Here is a 19,100-nt window from a genome sequence, read left to right on the forward strand (position 1 = left end):
AAAGCTCAATGATTCCTCAGAACTTTAAAGATATATTATCCAATACAGAAAACGCTGGTTTTTACCAGACGCTGGCTCTGATTTTCTTTATGCTGTTCTTCGTAGCTTTGGTAATATATGTTTTTAGCAGACCTAAAAAATATTACAAGGAAGAAGAAGAGGCTCCTCTGCAGGATGACGAAGACGACTTTAATTTAAAAAATTAAAAATTTATTATGAAACAAAGAACACCGGTTGTTGTAAACATTTTAATAATAATTGGACTTTTAATAGTTTTTTATTATTTATTTGTACAAAGCTACTCGTTTCTAGCTTCACCATACTTCTGGGGAACTGTTGTGATAAGTGCTATCTTAGCTTATATTCATAGCGCCATTGGAGACCTGATTGAAAATAATAGATTCAAAAAATTGTCTCCTGAAGAAAAAGCGGCTTACCTTGCTGAGAAAAAGATTCCTTTCTTAAGAAGAATGTATGACAGTGCATTCAAAAAGCAATCTGTTACAGAGGAAAAAGACATCCTTATCGACCATGGCTTCGATGGAATTATGGAGCTCGATAATCAATTACCAAAATGGTGGGTAGGTTTATTTTATTTTGGGACTGCTTTTTGTATTGTATATATATGTGCATACTCTTTTACAGACTTCGCTCATCCATTAAGCGAATATGAAAAAGAATATAAAGAGCAAATCGCAAGTATTGCAGAGTACGAAAAATCTCAGCCTCCTGTAACCATTGAAACAGCGAAATATTCGGCTGATAATATTGCAGATGGTAAAGAGCTTTTCAAAACAAACTGTGCATCTTGCCACGGAGAAGACGGAAGAGGAGGTATTGGTCCGAACTTAACGGATAATTACTGGATCAACCAACCAGAGAAGACTTTATTTAAAAATGTTTTCCATATGGACTGGAATGGTTCTCCTACGAACCCTGCCATGAGACCGTTTGGTAAAAATGGTGAGGTTTCAGGTGCCGAAATTGAGAAAATTGCAGCTTTTGTATATCACATCAATCAGGAACAACCACCAATTACACCGGCTCAAGGTGGAGCAGCTCCTCAGGGAACAGAAGCTCATTGGGAAAAAGAATAATTTAAAGAAAATTAAAACATATGAAAAGCATAATTTGTTATTAGAAAAAAAATAGTAACCAATTATGCTTTTCTTTTTTTAAATACACTACAAAATGTCAGACATAGAAGAAATAGAAGTACGCGGCGGACAGGGACAGGTTCTGGACCCTGAGACTTACAGGGATTCTATAGGGACTATGGAGCAATCCGGAAAAAGAAAATGGGTGTTCCCAAGAAAACCTAAAGGTAAATACACCAACTATAGGAACATTGTAAGTTATACTTTATTGGTTATATACTTTGCTGTTCCATTCTTAAAAATTAATGGTAACCCTTTCCTTTTATTCAATGTTATCGATAGGGAGTTCTTTATTTTCGGACAGCCTTTCTATCCTCAGGACTTTTTTATCCTTACTTTGGGTGCTATAGCATCTTTGATATTCATTATTATTTTTACGATTGCATTCGGAAGAATTTTCTGCGGGTGGATATGCCCTCAGACAATTTTTATGGAATCGATATTTCGTAAAATAGAATTCCTTATCGAAGGTGACAGAAACAAGCAGATGAAGCTGGACAGACAGCCATGGGATAGCGAAAAGATCTGGAAAAGAAGTTTAAAGTGGTTTGTATACATTGTAATATCATTGATCATTACCCACTTTATGTTTATGTATATCGTGGGATATAAAGAAGTCTTCAGAATTGTTTCTGAAGGTCCTTTTGCCAATCCAACCAATTTCATCGTAATGATTCTTCTAACAGCAGCATTTTACTTTGTGTTTGCTTGGTTCAGGGAGCAGGTATGTACATTGGTTTGCCCATACGGGAGACTACAAGGTGTATTAATTGATAAAGATACCATCAATGTATTCTACGATTTCAAACGTGGAGAAAACAGGTCAAAATGGAGAAAGGGCGAGGATAGAAAAGCTGCGGGAAAAGGAGATTGTATAGATTGCCATCAATGTGTCGTAGTTTGTCCTACAGGAATTGATATCAGAGATGGGCAACAGTTGGAATGTGTGAACTGTACCGCTTGTATTGATGCCTGTGATGAAGTGATGGAGAAAGTAGGTCTTCCGAAAGGATTGATCCGCTACGCATCTGAAAATGAGATTGAAAATCAAACGCCATTCAAATTTACGGGAAGGATGAAAGGATTTGCCGTTGTTCTCGTACTGCTTGTTGGATTCCTCGGCTACCTTCTGTACAACCGCGGAGAAATGGAGGCTAAATTCATTAAACCTGCAGGAAGTACATTTTTTGTAAGGGATGGTAAGATCACCAATACATATAATTACACTTTCTTAAATAAGACAAACGACAAGAAAATTGTAACCATCAAAGTAATAGAGCCTGCTAAAGGTGAAATTATCTACAGTGCATCGAGTAAAATTACTGTAGAAAGAGATAAGATATCGAAAGGGACAATCAACATAAGTTTCCCTGAAGATGCCATGAAGTTATCTAAGCAAAACATTACAATTGGTGTTTATGATATGAAAGGAAAACTGGTTGATTCTTATAAAACTTATTTCGAAGGACCATTTAAATTAGATTTTTAATTCTCAGAAACCTCCATATTTTCGCATTCATGTAGTCAAATGAAAATGACAGAGGTTTTTTAATGATATACTATAAGACAAATAAAAAAAATCCGGAAGCAATGAAAAACTTTAGTTGGGGACACGGTGTTGTATTGGCATTAGCTGCATTTATTATCTTTATTTTATCTATGTTATTTCTTTTCCCGAACGGGCAGAAAAATTCAGAAATGGTAACTGATAATTATTATGAAGAAGAATTACAATACCAGGATGTGATAGATGCTAAAAGGAGAGCAGATGAACTTAAGGAAAAACCTGCTTACACTCAAGATACAAATGGAATTAAAATAGTATTCCCAAAAGATTATAATAATTCCAATACTACTGTAAAGTTTGTTTTAAACAGAACAGATGACCAGAATTTAGATATCAAAAGATCTGAACAATTGGATGCAAATCAATCGTTTGTTATTCCTTCAAAGGTATTAAAAACCGGAGGTTATACCCTACGATTAATGTGGACAAGAGACAAGGTCAACTACAGAATGGATTATGATGTGATATGGAAATAGCACTTATTTTATCGGCAATTGGATTAGGCTTTGCTTCCGGCTTTCACTGTATCGGAATGTGTGGCCCTATTGCATTATCGATGGGATTAACAAAGAAACAGGCTACTAATTTTTATCTTCAGAATCTCACCTATCAGTTTGGAAGAATATTTACGTATTCTCTTTTGGGTGGTATTCTTGGGATCATTGGGCAAGGATTTGAAATGGCAGGATTTCAGCGGTACTTAACAATCGGTGTTGGAATCCTGTTGATTATTATGGCCATTTTTTCTTTTGGAGGAAAAGATTTTGCGTCCAAAATTCCTTTTTTCTCCAAATTCCTTTTTTCAGTAAAATCAAATTTAGGAAGGCTCCTTCAAAAAGCAGACTATCGTTCAAGATTTACAACGGGTATTTTAAATGGATTTTTACCTTGTGGAATGGTTTATATGGCTCTTACGGCAAGTCTAGCAAGCGGAGGAATATGGCAGGGAGCTTTATATATGGCTTTATTTGGATTAGGAACACTTCCGTTCATGTTTGCGATAGTTCTTGTCGGAAATCTCATGAATCAGGCTTTCAGGATGAAGGTTTTAAAAGCGATCCCTATTATCATGATTATTTTAGGCGGGCTCTTTATCGTTAGAGGACTTGAATTGGGAATTCCTTACATTTCTCCCAAAGCTGAAGCCATGACAATCCAGAAAGGCCATAATCATGATGTAAACTGTCATTAAAATATCTTACTATACCCATGAAAAAAACATTCCTGTTATTCACGATGTGCCTTTTGGCATTGCAATCCTGTACCATCAATTCTGAAATAGTTTATTATAAAGATGCTGCGTCCTCTACGGTTATGGATATCGATGTGCGTGAGTTTATGGCCGAAATGAAAGCCATGACAACGGATTCTTTACAGAAAAAGGAGCTTGGCGAAATGGATAAACTTCCCACAACCTGGACAAGCATGTATGAGTTGGATAAAGAAAAAAACAAAGGTAAAATCAAGGATCAGGATTCCATAAAAATATTAAAGAAGGTTTTTATGAAATCCAATAAAGAAAATAATGAATATGCAGGATTTTCTTTAAAACTAGACCATTTCTCAAAACCTGATTATGATGCACTCCATCGTCTTTCCGTAGGCTATCAGCTCCCTGTTGATCAAAATGTATATAATGACTGGAATGGTAAAACCTTAACGATCAATACAGAAAATCTTAATCTTAAAAATATTGAGGAAGCGCTCAAATCAAAAACACCACAAGAAGAAATCGAGATTGCTGAAGGTTTGTTACCTATGCTTTTTAAGAAGATCGGAACTACTCTGAAATTTGAAAACAAAATAAAATCCATTACCGGAAAGCATGACTGGGTACAGCAGGTTGATGATCATTCGATTAGGATAGAATACGATATTAAAGCGCTTTATGATAAAGGATTTAAGTTCAAACATGATGATAAAATGATCATTATTACAACAGAATAAAAACAAAAAACCACCGGTATGCCGGTGGTTTTCATATTATATATTTCTGAATTAATTAATCAATTCAAATTTTGCATATTCAGCCACTTTTTTCGGAAGTCTGATTCCTTCTTCGGTCTGATTATTTTCAAGCAATGCAGCCATAATTCGTGGTAAGGCCATAGCAGAACCATTTAGGGTATGAACCAGCTGAGACTTGCCATCTGTTTTATAACGGCATTTTAAACGATTCGCCTGGAATGTTTCAAAATTAGAAACAGAACTTACTTCCAACCATTTTTCCTGAGCAGCACTCCATACTTCGAAATCATATGTCATTGCAGACGCAAAACCTGTATCCCCCCCACATAGTCTTAATACCCTGTAAGGAAGTTCAAGATCCGTAAGAATCTCTTTGATATGTTCAACCATTTCTTCCAAAACGGCATAAGAATTTTCAGGCTTTTCAATTCTTACAATTTCTACCTTTTCAAATTGATGAAGACGGTTCAATCCTCTTACATGAGCTCCATAACTACCGGCCTCCCTTCTGTAACATTGTGAAAATGCCGTATTCTTAATAGGAAGATCTTTTTCTTCCAGTAAAACATCACGATATAAATTTGTTACCGGAACTTCAGCTGTAGGAATCAAATAGAGATCATCCGCACCGATATGATACATTTGCCCCTCTTTGTCCGGTAATTGTCCGGTACCATATCCAGATGCCTCATTAACTACGTGAGGAGGATTTACCTCCATATATCCGGCATCTACATTTTTATCAAGAAAATACTGTACCAATGCTCTTTGCATTCTTGCCCCTTTTCCTAAATAAACAGGAAAACCTGCTCCTGCAATCTTCACCCCTAATTCGAAATCAATAAGGTTATATTTTTTTGCCAGCTCCCAGTGTGGAATTGCTCCTTCTCCAAGACCTTCAACTTCATGAGACTGATAAATGATTTCATTATCATCTGCTGATGCTCCGTTCTTTACAAGCTCATTTGGAATATTCGGAAGCTGATACAGGATATTTAATAAGTCTTTTTCTTTTACATCCAGTTGTGATTGTAATTCTTTACTCGACTCTTTAAATTGTGCTGTTTTAGATTTTGCTGATTCTGCTTCATCTTTTTTACCCTCTTTCATTAAAAGCCCAATTTCTTTGGAGATTTTATTGATTTCGGAAAGTTGAGAATCTAATTCAAACTGGATTTTTTTTCTTTCGTCATCGGTAGCAATAGCTTCGTCTACCAACTCAAGATTTTTGAATTGTCTTTTTTTCAGACCTTCTAAAACGCGCTCTTTGTTATCGCGTAAAAAATTAACTTGTAACATTTTATTTGGATGTTAGTTGATTAGAATGTTAAACCATAGATCATCCAGGCTAACAGTTTTGCAAATTTAAAATTATTTTATAATGGTAACAACATTTGGAGCACCTGGTTGTTTTGTAAACTTCAGCTCATCATTATAAAATACTTTGGAGACTTCGAATACGTAAGGTGTCCAATGATATTGGATTCTGAGAACATCATTTGTCACATCATTGGTGGTTTCTGTAAGCTTTTTTGTAAGTGCTAATGTAATACGGGATTCGTAAGTTCGATCTGCAGGGCTTATTGAATCTACAGTTACTCTTCTGGCTCCCGCAATATACTCAATATAAAGCGTAGAATCTGCCGTAGCCTTTAATGCAAAACTTACCGGAGCATTATCGCTGATCCCATTGATATCATTCATTGAAATTGCGGTAAATGAGCCGCTCTTTTTGGCATTCAATAAATCCTGTCCGGCACTGTTCTTCATATACAGATTAACAATCTGATCTATCCTTTGTATACTATCCTCGTCGCTTCTACAGCTCAGAAGCGCAAAAAAAACTACCAGAATTCCGAATATAACATTTCTCATTTCGAACAAAGATAAAACATATTTTAATTATTTTTTCTTAATACTTTATTCAGCAACAAATTAATTTCAGATTTTGAAATCATAAAATCACGGATATGGAACTCTGTCAGTTCATAAAATTTCCAGAACAATAATCCGGATGAAATACAATAGGAAACAGAGGTTATGATACAGGCTCCTGTAATTCCCCACCTTGGAATGATAAAAAAGGATGAAACGATCGTAAAAATAAGCCCTATTACAGATTTAATATTTAATATTCTCAGCTTATTCACCCCGGCAAAATAATATCCTATTATATTACTTACGGCTATAGCCAGAATGCCGGGAGATAAAAACAGGGTGATCCGTTTGGTTTCGCTAAAATCTTTACCAAAAATCATCACATAGAACTGGGCTGGTAAAAGCAAAATGATGATAATAAAAAGTAAGGTAACCAGAAAACTGATCTTCAAAGATATCTTTGTTTTTTCAATAGCGATGTTATGATTGCTGGTATTAACCACATCTGAATATAAAACCACAGAAAGGCTTTTACTTACAGTCCAGATCGCCTCAGAAAAAGCAATTCCGATAGAAAAAACACCAACACTCGTAATCCCCTTAAAAAATTCTAAAAAGTAAAATGATAACCTGTTATTTAAAAACTGGAGAAAAGCACTTAATTGTGTCTTCCAACCATAATCAAACAGCTTATTACGAATTTTTTTAGAAAATGAAATACGGCCAATTTCACAATAACGTAAGATTTGAAAGCTACTAGTTATGAATAAAACGGCAAAGCAACTTAGCTGGGCTATAAAGTAAGAAACAACTGACGTAATGTTAATAAGGTATACAATAATTATAATAAAAACAATATGAACTACCTGCTGCAAAATAGTATATAGATTGAACATTCTGATATTCTGCTGCCCGACAAACAAGTTAATATTAGCGGCAAGAAGTGAAGACAAAACAGACAGTCCAATGAGATAGGATAAATATTCTACCGGACGAATAATACTAAAAATAAGCGGAACAGCTATCCCTATTAAAACAGACCATAGATAAGCATACAAAAGAATTTGTTCCGTTTTATATTTTGAGGCAAAATATGTGACGCTGCTTCCCACAAAAATGTTACAGAAAAAGCCTACAATGGTAAGGTCGGCAATCACAATGGAAATTGTCCCTTTCCCTTCACTGCCCCACATATTGGTTGTATAAATGACCAGCCCGAAATTTAATATCAATATTAAAAAGCGGGAAATAAACGTTTTCACAATTGTATTTTGCTTCATCATATCAATTATGAAGTGATTGTTTGACGAAGTCTGTAAAACGCTTTTTTATGAGATTCCAGTTGTATTTCTTCTCATACTCTTGTCTGGCATTCAGTGCATGTCTGTTATATACCTCAGGATGATCTATGTAATTGATAATGGCATCTGAAATAGCATCGTCATCTTCAGGATCAACCAAAACCCCAAACTCAGAAACATCTACGTGCTGCCGGGTAGCTTTTAAATCGGTATAAATAACAGGTTTTCCAGATGCAGCGTAATAGAATATTTTAATTGGTAAACAATGATGGTTTTCATAGCTCATTTCCCTAAGGTCAAAACATAAATCAGCTTCAGCATATGCTTCTGTAAAAGTCTCAAAAGAAGCAGGCTTTTTAATGGTTATATTTTCCCACTTGTACTTTGAAAGTAAGTAAGAAAAATATTTTTCATCCTTTTCCTTTCTTGATGACCCTATAATCAGAATTGCAATCTCCAGTTCCGGTCTTTTTTTTCTTAATGTATCAATAGCTTTAAAAAAATTTTCAATCCCTTTCTCTTTGGAAATCTGCCCCGTATAACACAATGTTATTTTATTCGGATCTAATTTCTTAATATTCGGATGAATATAAGCATCATTGGGAAAATAAGGCAAAGTAATATTCCTTTTAAACGGAAAGACATATGCCAGAGGAAATTTTTTGGTGTTCTCCCCAAAAATAAAATGAGTACTTATCCATCCTGCATACAATTGAATCATCAAAAATTTAAAAGCATGAATCCCTTTTAGAAAAAATGAGAAGTTTTCAACCATTCTTTTGGAGGGATACCATTCCGTAATATCATAGATAACACTTATTCCCCGTTCCTTCTTTATCTTTTTTGAAGCTATAACCGCCAGTGGTTCTGAACTTATGATACTGTCCGGCTGGAAACTATCACAAACCCTTTTAAAAATCTTAATCTTACTGCTCGTGCTTTGGTCTAAAACCGGATAAGATTCAATTTCTATCCCGTCAATAATTCCCTTGTATCCGGAGCTCAAACTACAGATTTTCACGTCAAACCCCCTCCCTTTAAGCTCTTTAGCCTGATGATAGAAGATCCTGTCATCATCATATCTATGTGCGGTGGTTAGAAAAAGTATTTTAGGCATGGTTCTGGAAAATGATAGCCGGATAAATAAAATGAGTTAAAAATCCGGTTGGATACAAATATACTTTAAAAAGAAAAAAAGCGGAACAATCCGCTTTTCTTTTCTTTTGACTTTCGATAAATTTATTTAATATCAGCAGCCCAGCTCTTATCAAGAGGTAACAGGAAATGACTCAAAAAATCAAGGTATGTGTTTTTAGAAAAATCAAATACCTGAATATCCCTTGATAATTCTCCGTTTCTAAGCTTTGTCTTAAAATCGATCAATTTTAATGTTTTGATTTCTCCTTCTTCAACGTAACTCGCCTTCATTCTGTCAAATAACCCCAATTCATACTCCGCATCGATTTCTCTCATTACCTTTCCCAAAGCATCGATGCTGCATCCTGAAGCCATTTCTTTTTCTTCATCTACACAGATCACGATAAACTGATTCTTTTCAATTTTAAAAGATGATGAAAGAGGTTTCCCGTGGGCTGCCCACCCTGCCAGAAAGTCGTACAGTTTCTCTGTAATAACTTTAGCTTCTTTTGTGGTGAAAGGCCTTGTCGCAGGATATATGATAACTCTGTAATCGCTTGTTTCTACTATATTGGATTCTTCAATCTTCATTGCTGTAAATTTAAAGTATAAAATTACACAATTTTATTCAGTTTAAAACCATTGTATTTTTTACTTAAGGCATACAACAATATTATAAAAAGGAGTATAATGAATCCAAAAAAGAACCTAAGACCCGAAGAATGTGGAAAAAAAATAAATTTAATATAAATATTGGCGAAAATAAGACATGCAGATAATTTTACCCACTGATCCTTAGAAAGATAAAAAACAGCACCAAGCATACTTAAAGAGATCAGACTTACTTTCTTAAAATAAATAATCTTATTTAAAAGGATATGAAGATACTCCTCAATAGTAAACACCGCAGGTTGAGCTGATATTGTTGGTCTTCTGTAGATAAAAGAGTCATAAAAAAGATTTTTCCATCCGGGATAATTATAAAACTTGATAATAAACATATACAGACACAAAAGTGCCGCTCCCTGGATCAGGATATAGAAATCAATCTTTTTATCCTTATAATATTCAAATACAATAACACTCATCAGATAGCTCAAAGTAAAAGGAATATAATCAGGTCGTGTAAATGTAATGCCTAAAAGAATCAAAAACATGATCCATTTATTCCAGCGTTTTATCCAACCTATTGCAAAAACAAGTAAAAATTGAAATATAAACATATCCGGTGTGGAAACCCTGGACATATAAGTCATCGGAGGTAATAGAGCTATTACAATAGTAAGCCCGGCTGCAATGAGATATTTCTGAGGAAATATAATTGTAACGATATAAAATAACAGTAGTCCGGATATAAAATAAGAAATAAGGCTCGCTACTAAAACTGCCATAGGAGGAGAAAATCCTATTTCGTAAAAAAAGGAAATCGCCAGGTTATATCCGGCCTTTATCTGGAAGTACGGAATTTGTTCGGTAAAAGATTGCGTATCGTTTTTAAAAACCTGTCTTGCCCTGTCTACAGGTTTCAATCCGATGATGTCGTTATACTGATCTGCGGGTGCTTCTTTTTCAATAAAACCGAAAGTAAGATTCCTTACTTTTTCAGGAGAATCCGGAAACCGGGAGGTATATAAACACCCCAGATATCCTGGCATATCCCAATCGTATATTCTGTTTTTATAATTCCAAAACGTAAGGTAAGATAAAATCAGAATTACTAAAAGGAAGGAAACTTTCCATTTTGTCTTCATTAAGAATCAATACATCAGCAATAGATCAATATTATAAATCTTCTGCCTCGGCAAGAAGCTCTACAATATCTTTTACGGCCACTTCATCATTTTTATTGAAATGTTTCACCCCATCCGTCATCATCGTATTACAGAAAGGACAACCAGTAGCAATTACTTTAGGCTCAAAAGACAATGCCTCTTCAGTTCTTTCTATATTAATATCCTTATTTCCTTTTTCAGGTTCTTTAAACATTTGTGCTCCTCCTGCACCACAACATAGTCCGTTGGTTTTGCAACGTTTCATTTCTACCAACTCAGCATCAAGTTTTTCCAAAAGTATTCTTGGCGCTTCGTATTCGTTATTCGCTCTTCCTAAATAACATGGATCATGGAAGGTAATCTTCTTTCCTTTGAAGGCACCACCTTCAATTTTCAATCTGCCTTCCTCCATTAAACTTTTAAGAAATTGAGTATGATGTACTACCTCAAAATGTCCACCTAAGCTTGGATATTCATTTTTAAGCGTATTGAAGCAATGAGGACATGCCGTTACAATTTTCTTCACTTCATAGGCATTGAGGACTTCAATATTCGTTAATGCCATCATTTGGAAAACAAACTCGTTTCCTGCACGTTTTGCAGGATCTCCTGTACAGCTTTCTTCCTGGCCCAAAACCCCAAATTCAACGCCTATTTTATTTAATATTTTGCAAAAAGCTTTCGTAATTTTCTTTGCACGGTCGTCAAAGCTACCAGCGCAACCCACCCAGAATAAAACTTCCGGTGCTTTTCCTTCGGCAGCATATTCTGCCATTGTTTTTATATTGAAATCCATCTTTTCTTACGATTTGAAAAATATGAGGATTTGGAAATTTGAAAATAGGTTGAGTGAAATCAATTTTTCAAATTTTCAAATTGATTAATTATCTAGTTTTCGTTTGCCCAGTTTAAACGGTCTGCCTGATTATACTGCCAAGGAGCAGCATTATTTTCCACATTAGTCATCATCAAATTCAGTTCCTGTGGTGCTGCCGATTGCTCCATTACCAGAAATCTTCTCATTTCAAAAATAATGGAAAGCGGATCCAGTAATATAGGACAAGCTTCTGTACAAGCATTACAAGTAGTACATGCCCAAAGCTCTTCTTTCGTTATATAATCATTCAGTAACTTTTTGCCATCATCTACAAACTTTCCGTTTTTGTCAATATTTCTTCCAACCTCTTCCATACGGTCCCTGGTCTTCATTAGAATTAACCTTGGAGAAAGCTTTTTACCGGTAATATTTGCAGGACATACAGAAGTACATCGTCCGCATTCCGTACATGAATAGGCATTCAGTAATTGAACCTGATTCAGATCAAATATATCTTCAGCACCGAACTTGGAAGGAACATCTGCTTCAGCGCCTTCTGCCGGCGCAGCGTATGGATCAGCATTAGGATCCATCATCAGTTTAATCTCCTTCGTTACAGATTCCAAATTGTTGAATTTCCCCTTTTTCTCCAAATTAGCATACCATGTACTTGGGAATGCCAGGATAATATGAAGGTGCTTAGAATAATAAAGGTAATTCATGAAGAACAAAATTCCCACAAAATGAAACCACCAGGCTGCTTTTTCTGTGAAAAACAAAAAGCCATCACTAAAATTGCTGAAGATAGGTCCCAATAATGTTGAACTAACTGGAAAACTTCCATGCTCGGGAAGAAGCCCTCTTTGCTGAAGTACCCAATCTGCTGTATTCATTTTAAGGAAAGCAATCATAAGTGCAAACTCAATAATAAGAATCCAGTTGGCATCGTGTTTTGGCCATCCAAACAATTCTTTCATTGTTAATCTCTTTACTCCATAAAAATTTCTACGGATAAAAAAGACAACAACTCCAATGATGACCAATAATGCCAATACTTCCAGGGTTGCCGTAAAGAAGCTATAGAAGCTATGCCCAAAAACCGAAGCAAGGAACCTGTGAGTACCGAATATCCCATCGACAATAATCTCGATAAGTTCTATGTTGATAATAATAAAACCAACATAAACAAAAAGGTGTAAAATACCCGCTACAGGTCTCTTTACCATTTTACTCTGCCCCATTGCAACACGTGCCATGGTTTCCCAGCGCTCGGACTTTTTATCACTTCGGTTGATTTCTTTGCCTAACTGAATATTTCTGTAAATTTTCATCAGGCTTTTAGCAAACAACCTAAACCCAGCAATTAATAAAATCAGAAAAATAACGTTATCGATGTACTGCATAAGGTGTAAATATTAGTCTTTATTATTCTTACCAAAAACGGAGAAATTGATATATCTCTTAGGATTGGCTTTCATGTCTTCAATTAACGAATTAAGATTCGTAGATGCAGAGTTCAAATTATTATACAGCTGTTCATCTTTCATCAACTTCCCTAAACTCCCTTGTCCGTTGTCTATTCCTCCGATTACCTGGTTAAGTTTACCAACGGTAGCATCCAGATTAGCAATGGTTGCATTCAGCCTTTTAGTATCGATGCTCTCTGCCAGGTTGCCATATTTATCTAAAGTCACTTTCCCACTTTGCATGGTTAAGCTCGCATCATCTAAAACTTTCTGAAGTTTAGGATCATTGTGTCCAACTAAATTGTTAACGCTTCCTGCAGTTGTTTGTAATGCGCCTACAGTTTTATTAAGATTGGATAGTAAAGCTTTGATCTCTGCCCTGTTTTGTCCATCAACAATCATATTGGCATTGGCCATCAAAGAATCAACACGGTGCAAAACAGATTGCAATTGATCCTTAACCGGTCCTACCTGTGAAGAAAGACTTCCCAAAGTTCCCAATTTGAAAGCTCCTTTTAAAGTGTCCCCATCTTTTGCCGTTGCCCCTCCATATACAAGGTTGACACGCATTTCTTTACCAGACATTAATCCCGGCTCAAAAATTTCAAGAGTAGAGTTCTTTGAAAACTCAAATTTATTATCTACCGTAATTTTTACAACAAAATTGATTTTCCCATCTTTACTTGTCTGAGGAATGATCTTATCAACCTGCCCTACTTTCAAGCCATTGATGGATACCGCTGAGGATTGTGCCAACCCTTCAACATTATCATATTTCGCGTAAAATATATTATCGGTAGTAAAAAGGCTACGACCTTTCATAAATTGAAATAATAACACAAAGCCTACGATAGCTAAAAGTGCAATTACACCAGCTTTTAATTCTTTACTGAACTTCACTTGCTAATTTTTTTCTAATGAGCAAATATAGCACATTTTAAATTAATCTTTCTGTTTATTCCTCTGCGTTAAATACAAAAAAAGCGGCATTTTTTATGCCGCTTTTTGTATCTATAAAATTACTTTTTTATTAATGCTGATTTCCCAGCTTATTCCAGATTTCAATTCTGTAATCATCGATATCAGCATTGTCCTGCAAGCTCTTTAACCAAGCCTGTCCGAACATTCCTGCACTTCTTTGAGTAACAGACTCTGTAAATTGCTTAAGATCTCCAGGTTGTTTATTTACAGTTTCATTCTTTTTGATCAGAACATAAACTCCCGTTCCTCCTTCTACAGGTTTAGAAAGTTGAGATTTCTTAACTCCAAAAGCAGCACCGGCAACTTTAGGCTCCATAGATCCGGCTACTGAAGGATTTAAGAGATTCACCTGAGCACTTTGTTTTGTAGTGGCAAACATTTTTGCAATCTGATCAAGATTTGAAGCTTTAGCTGCCGTAATCTTATCAGCTATCTGTTTTGCAGCCAGCTTATTTTTCACAACCACCTCGATCTGATCTCTTACAGACTCAGGATCTGCCAATCCTTTTTCCTGTTTCCCGTTAAGGTATACTACAATTTTATCACCCGTTCCGTCTACTGTAAAGAATTCTGTATCCCCTTTAGATCTCTTCTTATCAAAAGCCCACGCAAGAATATCACCGTCTTTTTCAGTTCCTAAGCCTTGTAACTGACCATCGAATCTTTTGGCGGCCTTAGGATTTGAGAATTGATAATTTCCTTTCTTAGCAATATTCACGAAATCGTTGAAAGATTTACCCTGAACCTGCTGAATGAATCTTCTTGCTTTTTTATCAACATCTGCTTCCGTAGCATCAGAAGCTTTGATTGCTTTTACAACATTCGCTACTTTATATCCTAATGCACCAGGCTTTTTATCTTCAATGTTGATGATATGATATCCAAACTGCGTTTCTACAACACCTGTTGCTCCTTTTGGATTATTAGCCAAATAAGTAAGGAACTCAGGAACGAAAGGAGTTTCCGGAGTAGTCCATCCTAAACTTCCTCCTTGAGCGGCAGAATTAGGATCGCTGGAAAGCTTTAAGAATTCTGTGAATTTAGCAGGATTTGCTTTTACAATAGCTCCGATAGAGTCCGCTAATTTTTTAGCTTCTTCTTTGGATCTTGTAACACCTTCTCCTGCAGGACTTCCTTTGAATGCTATAAGGATATGTCTTGATAGTGTAGAATCTGAAGTCTTTTTACCTAAAAGCTTAGAAACCACATAGAAATTTTGCTCTTTATAAGGACCAAAAGTCTGTCCGACAGCTGCAGTTGTAATCTGTGACTGTATTGTCTGTGGCAATTGATTAGGCTTCAAATATTGGCTATTGAAAGGCATATCAGAGTTGGCCATTACAAACATAGAGTCATTGGTTGTATTTTGGAAATTTTCTTTCCCACCGCTTGCATCAGTTCCTCCTGAGAATATTTTATTGATTTCTTTTAAGGCTGCTGCATCATCAGCTGCACTCGGTTGAGAAGGAAAGAAAGCAATACCAATATTTCTGCTTGCTTCAGTCTTAAACATCACCGGATGTTGCTTAATATAATCAGCAAGGTCCTCTGTCTTAACTTTAATATTATTTTTCTGAAGGTAAGATGTGTAATCCACTTTCACAAAGTCGATATCAGCCATCTGATCTCTTTGTCTCATCAACTCTTCAGCTTCTTTCTTACCTGTAGTGATCCCTGTAGAAATATTAGCAAAAACCTGTCTTGCCATAATTCTGTATTCAACAGATTTTCTGGTTTTCAACCACTGATTGTATCCTTCAGCACTTGTTGTTTTTAATTCCTCAACTTGTTTCTTAAGCTCTTGAGTCTTAAAATTACCTTTCTCATCAAAGAATTGTTTGTTTTGAGCAAACATCTGATCATACTGAATCTGACTCCAGAAGTAATCATCTGTCATTTCAAACCCCATCTTATCAAACTGCTGCTTGATAAGCTTTGATTGAACCAACAACTGCCAAGCTTGTTCTTCAAGACCATTTTTGGGCTGACCTTGTTGCTCTGCCTGCTGTTGCAATACGAAAAGTTGATCGTTAAACTCTTCACGGGTAATCTTTTCACCATTTACTTTTCCTAAAACATCAGGATTTTTTCCAAAAACCTTATCAATGCTATCAGGATTAACTAAAAACGCTAAAAGCGCCAGTGCAATTACTCCCATCAAAAGCCAAGGTCTATTCCTAATCTGTCCTAAAATTGCCATTTTATAAATTATAGTTTTTTATCAGGTTGCGAAAATACACATTTTTAAGAAATTACAGAAATCCAAGTGCTTTTTTTAATTTTTAAAATTCAAATTTCATAAAAAAGGAAATTTTGACCATATTTTTTAATGAAAAACAAATGGCATAGGTATTGTGCATCTTACATTACCATAATATACTAGGTATTTTCTTAGCATATTATGCTTAATCACTTTAACGATTTAAAACGAGAATGACAATTTGTCATTTGATTTACTATGACAGAATTTGAAGATATTAGTTTGGAGGAAATGATTAGCGATGGATTTGATATTGTGGCGGAAGAGATAAATCTTTCCGACTTTTCGGAAACTGATAAAAATTCCGAACAAAAAATATTTCCTATTCTTCCTGTGAGGAACATGGTTATGTTTCCAAATGTAGTAATACCTATTACCGCGGGAAGAAAGGCATCTATACAGCTTCTTGAAGAGGCTCAGAAAAATGGAGATTTCATTGGGATTGTAAGTCAGAAAAACTCAGAACTAGAACAGCCTACTGAAAAAGACTTATATCAAACAGGAACTCTGGCGAAGATCATAAAGATCATCAAACTTCCTGAAGGAAATATTACTGCTATTACTAAAGGTTTTCACCGCTTTAAGGTCAAAAAATTTATTGAAACCCAACCTTATTTTAAGGCTGAAATTTCTAAATTAAAAGATACCAAAGCCAAAAACCAGGATGAATATGATGCTTTACTGGAAAATATTAAGGATTTAGCTTTAAAAATAATTGAGCTTGATCCAAATATTCCAAACGCAGCTAATTTTGCAATAAAAAACATCAACAATAACGATGATTTATTGAATTTTATTTGCACCAATGCCAGTTTCCCTTCTGTAGAAAAGCAAAAGCTTCTTGAAGAAAAAAGCCTGATGGCAAGAGCCAACAGCTGTTATGAAAAGATGCACGAGGACTACCGAAAACTGGAATTAAGAAACCAGATCCATCAGAAAACATCAAAAGATCTTGACAAGCAGCAGAGAGAATACTTCCTTAACCAACAGATCAGAACGATCCAGGAAGAACTTGGAGGTGGAGCAGAAGGAGATGTAGAAGATCTTATCAACAAGGCAAAGACTAAAAAATGGAGCAAGGAGGTTGAAGAACATTTTCAAAAAGAAATCAACAGACTACAAAGACAAAACCCTAATTCTCCGGACTATAATGTTCAGAGAAATTATCTTGATTTTTTCACGGACCTTCCATGGGAAACTTATACAAAAGATGTTTTCGACATTGTAAAAGCTGAAAAAGTTCTTGAAAAAGCACATTTCGGGCTGGAAGACATAAAGAAAAGAATCCTCGAACACATGGCTGTTTTAAAATTAAAAAACAACATGAAATCTCCGATTTTACTTCTTGTAGGTCCTCCCGGAGTAGGTAAAACTTCTTTAGGAAAATCTGTTGCCGACGCCCTGGGAAGAAAATATGTACGGTTATCTTTAGGTGGTCTTCATGATGAAAGTGAGATTCGCGGACACAGAAAAACCTACATAGGAGCAATGGCAGGAAGAATTCTTCAGTCCATAAAAAAATCAGGAACGTCTAATCCGGTTATTGTATTGGATGAAATTGATAAAGTAGGACAGGGAATCCATGGAGACCCAAGTTCTGCACTTTTAGAGGTTCTGGATCCTGAACAAAACAATGCATTCTATGATAATTTCCTGGAAATGGGTTATGATTTGTCTAAAGTAATGTTCATTGCTACTGCAAATTCTCTCTCTACCATACAAACCCCGCTCCTTGACAGAATGGAAATCATTCAGATCGCAGGGTATACCATGGAGGAAAAAACAGAAATCGCAAAAAGGCATCTTATCAAAAAACAACAGGAAGAAAACGGCTTAACTTCAAAATCTTTCAAGCTTGGAAATCCTGAACTTAAACATATTATAGAGGCTCACACTTCAGAAAGCGGAGTAAGGACATTAGAAAAAAGGATAGCTTCTATTGCAAGATGGGTGGCATTACAAACCGCATTGCTTAAAGATTATGATCCTAAGATAACTGTTGAAAAAATAGATGAAATCCTTGGTGTCCCAAGACCTAAAAGTTTATCCGAGATCACAGGAGTTCCAGGAGTAGTTACAGGATTGGCCTGGACAAGTGTGGGAGGAGATATTTTATTTATCGAAAGTATTCTCAGCAATGGAAAGGGCACACTGACAATGACAGGAAACCTGGGAACGGTAATGAAAGAGTCTGCGACAATAGCATTGGAGTATATCAAAGCAAAACATAAAGAATTAGGAATCGATCAGGAAGATATCGAAAAGAAAAACATTCACGTTCACGTTCCTGAAGGCGCCACTCCAAAAGACGGGCCTTCCGCGGGAATTGCCATGCTAACCTCAATGGTTTCTTCTTTTAAAAACAAGAAAGTTAAACCTCACCTGGCCATGACGGGAGAAATTACCCTCAGAGGAAAAGTGCTTCCTGTAGGAGGTATCAAAGAAAAACTTCTCGCAGCTACAAGGGCAGGTATTAAAGATGTTATTCTTTGCGAAGCTAACAGAAAAGATGTGGAAGAAATCAAAAAAGATTATCTGAAAGACCTTAACGTTCATTACGTTAACAAAATGGAAGATGTTATTGATATTGCCATAGAAAAGTAATATTATCATTTATCATATAGTCAATAAACAAAAAAACACGTCTCAGTTTTGAGATGTGTTTTTTGTTTAAAAGTATGGCATTCAGTTATAAGTCTTCCTAAAAGAATTACTCAGGATTCAGAAGTTAGATACCACATCTTTAATCAAATTAATTTATATTCTGAAAAGAATTCAAGTTAATTGAATAAAAAG

Annotated in this window: 17 protein-coding genes; 7 read left to right on the forward strand and 10 right to left on the reverse strand. The window is 35.5% G+C overall.

Going from position 1 to position 19,100, the window contains the following annotated elements; all coding sequences use genetic code 11:
- Nucleotides 1-8: 8 nt before the first annotated feature.
- The 6 genes from AC0INN_RS09795 to AC0INN_RS09820 all read left to right on the forward strand — a co-directional run bounded on the left by AC0INN_RS09795 (nt 9) and on the right by AC0INN_RS09820 (nt 4,671).
- Nucleotides 9-206, forward strand: a complete 198-nt coding sequence (locus AC0INN_RS09795; RefSeq protein ID WP_089028120.1) for a cbb3-type cytochrome oxidase subunit 3 — start codon at nt 9-11, stop codon at nt 204-206.
- A gap of 9 nt (nt 207-215) precedes the next feature.
- Nucleotides 216-1,097, forward strand: a complete 882-nt coding sequence (locus AC0INN_RS09800; RefSeq protein ID WP_172281246.1) for a cbb3-type cytochrome c oxidase N-terminal domain-containing protein — start codon at nt 216-218, stop codon at nt 1,095-1,097.
- 94 nt (nt 1,098-1,191) lie between these two features.
- Nucleotides 1,192-2,646 (forward strand): cytochrome c oxidase accessory protein CcoG, encoded by a 1,455-nt coding sequence (gene ccoG, locus AC0INN_RS09805; RefSeq protein WP_172281248.1) that lies wholly within the window; start codon nt 1,192-1,194, stop codon nt 2,644-2,646.
- 101 nt (nt 2,647-2,747) lie between these two features.
- Nucleotides 2,748-3,200 (forward strand): FixH family protein, encoded by a 453-nt coding sequence (locus AC0INN_RS09810; protein WP_172281250.1) that lies wholly within the window; start codon nt 2,748-2,750, stop codon nt 3,198-3,200.
- Complete coding sequence (locus AC0INN_RS09815) at nt 3,191-3,916, forward strand: sulfite exporter TauE/SafE family protein (protein WP_172281252.1); 726 nt, start codon at nt 3,191-3,193, stop codon at nt 3,914-3,916. The genes AC0INN_RS09810 and AC0INN_RS09815 overlap by 10 nt, the downstream gene beginning before the upstream one ends.
- Nucleotides 3,917-3,933: 17 nt before the next feature.
- Nucleotides 3,934-4,671: a hypothetical protein gene (locus AC0INN_RS09820; protein ID WP_306613006.1), complete on the forward strand. Its 738-nt coding sequence runs from the start codon at nt 3,934-3,936 to the stop codon at nt 4,669-4,671.
- A 51-nt stretch (nt 4,672-4,722) separates the two neighbouring features.
- Here the strand turns inward: AC0INN_RS09820 and serS are convergent, their stop codons facing one another.
- The 10 genes from serS to AC0INN_RS09870 all read right to left on the reverse strand — a co-directional run bounded on the left by serS (nt 4,723) and on the right by AC0INN_RS09870 (nt 16,244).
- Nucleotides 4,723-5,991, reverse strand: coding sequence for a serine--tRNA ligase (gene serS / locus AC0INN_RS09825; protein ID WP_172281256.1), 1,269 nt, complete (start codon nt 5,989-5,991; stop codon nt 4,723-4,725).
- 72 nt (nt 5,992-6,063) lie between these two features.
- The gene (locus AC0INN_RS09830; protein WP_273650033.1) at nt 6,064-6,567 is read right to left on the reverse strand and encodes a hypothetical protein; all 504 of its coding nucleotides are present in this window, start codon (nt 6,565-6,567) and stop codon (nt 6,064-6,066) included.
- A gap of 23 nt (nt 6,568-6,590) precedes the next feature.
- Nucleotides 6,591-7,832 carry an MATE family efflux transporter gene (locus AC0INN_RS09835; protein ID WP_273650035.1) on the reverse strand — a complete coding sequence of 414 codons (1,242 nt, stop codon included), beginning with the start codon at nt 7,830-7,832 and terminating at the stop codon, nt 6,591-6,593.
- Nucleotides 7,833-7,854: 22 nt separating this feature from the next.
- Nucleotides 7,855-8,988 (reverse strand): glycosyltransferase, encoded by a 1,134-nt coding sequence (locus AC0INN_RS09840; protein WP_273650036.1) that lies wholly within the window; start codon nt 8,986-8,988, stop codon nt 7,855-7,857.
- A 122-nt stretch (nt 8,989-9,110) separates the two neighbouring features.
- The gene (locus AC0INN_RS09845) at nt 9,111-9,599 is read right to left on the reverse strand and encodes a hypothetical protein (protein ID WP_172281264.1); all 489 of its coding nucleotides are present in this window, start codon (nt 9,597-9,599) and stop codon (nt 9,111-9,113) included.
- Between the two features lie 23 nt (nt 9,600-9,622).
- On the reverse strand, nt 9,623-10,759 hold the full coding sequence (locus AC0INN_RS09850; RefSeq protein WP_273650038.1) for a hypothetical protein: 1,137 nt from the start codon (nt 10,757-10,759) through the stop codon (nt 9,623-9,625).
- Between the two features lie 31 nt (nt 10,760-10,790).
- Nucleotides 10,791-11,576 (reverse strand): (Fe-S)-binding protein, encoded by a 786-nt coding sequence (locus AC0INN_RS09855; protein WP_172281268.1) that lies wholly within the window; start codon nt 11,574-11,576, stop codon nt 10,791-10,793.
- 92 nt (nt 11,577-11,668) lie between these two features.
- Complete coding sequence (locus AC0INN_RS09860) at nt 11,669-13,000, reverse strand: 4Fe-4S dicluster domain-containing protein (protein ID WP_306613013.1); 1,332 nt, start codon at nt 12,998-13,000, stop codon at nt 11,669-11,671.
- Between the two features lie 12 nt (nt 13,001-13,012).
- The gene (locus tag AC0INN_RS09865) at nt 13,013-13,963 is read right to left on the reverse strand and encodes an MlaD family protein (RefSeq protein WP_172281272.1); all 951 of its coding nucleotides are present in this window, start codon (nt 13,961-13,963) and stop codon (nt 13,013-13,015) included.
- 130 nt (nt 13,964-14,093) lie between these two features.
- Nucleotides 14,094-16,244 (reverse strand): SurA N-terminal domain-containing protein, encoded by a 2,151-nt coding sequence (locus AC0INN_RS09870; protein ID WP_306613015.1) that lies wholly within the window; start codon nt 16,242-16,244, stop codon nt 14,094-14,096.
- 258 nt (nt 16,245-16,502) lie between these two features.
- Here AC0INN_RS09870 and lon point away from each other — a divergent pair, with 258 nt between their 5' ends.
- The gene (gene lon, locus AC0INN_RS09875) at nt 16,503-18,908 is read left to right on the forward strand and encodes an endopeptidase La (RefSeq protein WP_172281276.1); all 2,406 of its coding nucleotides are present in this window, start codon (nt 16,503-16,505) and stop codon (nt 18,906-18,908) included.
- Nucleotides 18,909-19,100 lie beyond the last annotated feature (192 nt).

It is taken from the genome of Chryseobacterium subflavum (assembly GCF_055762745.1).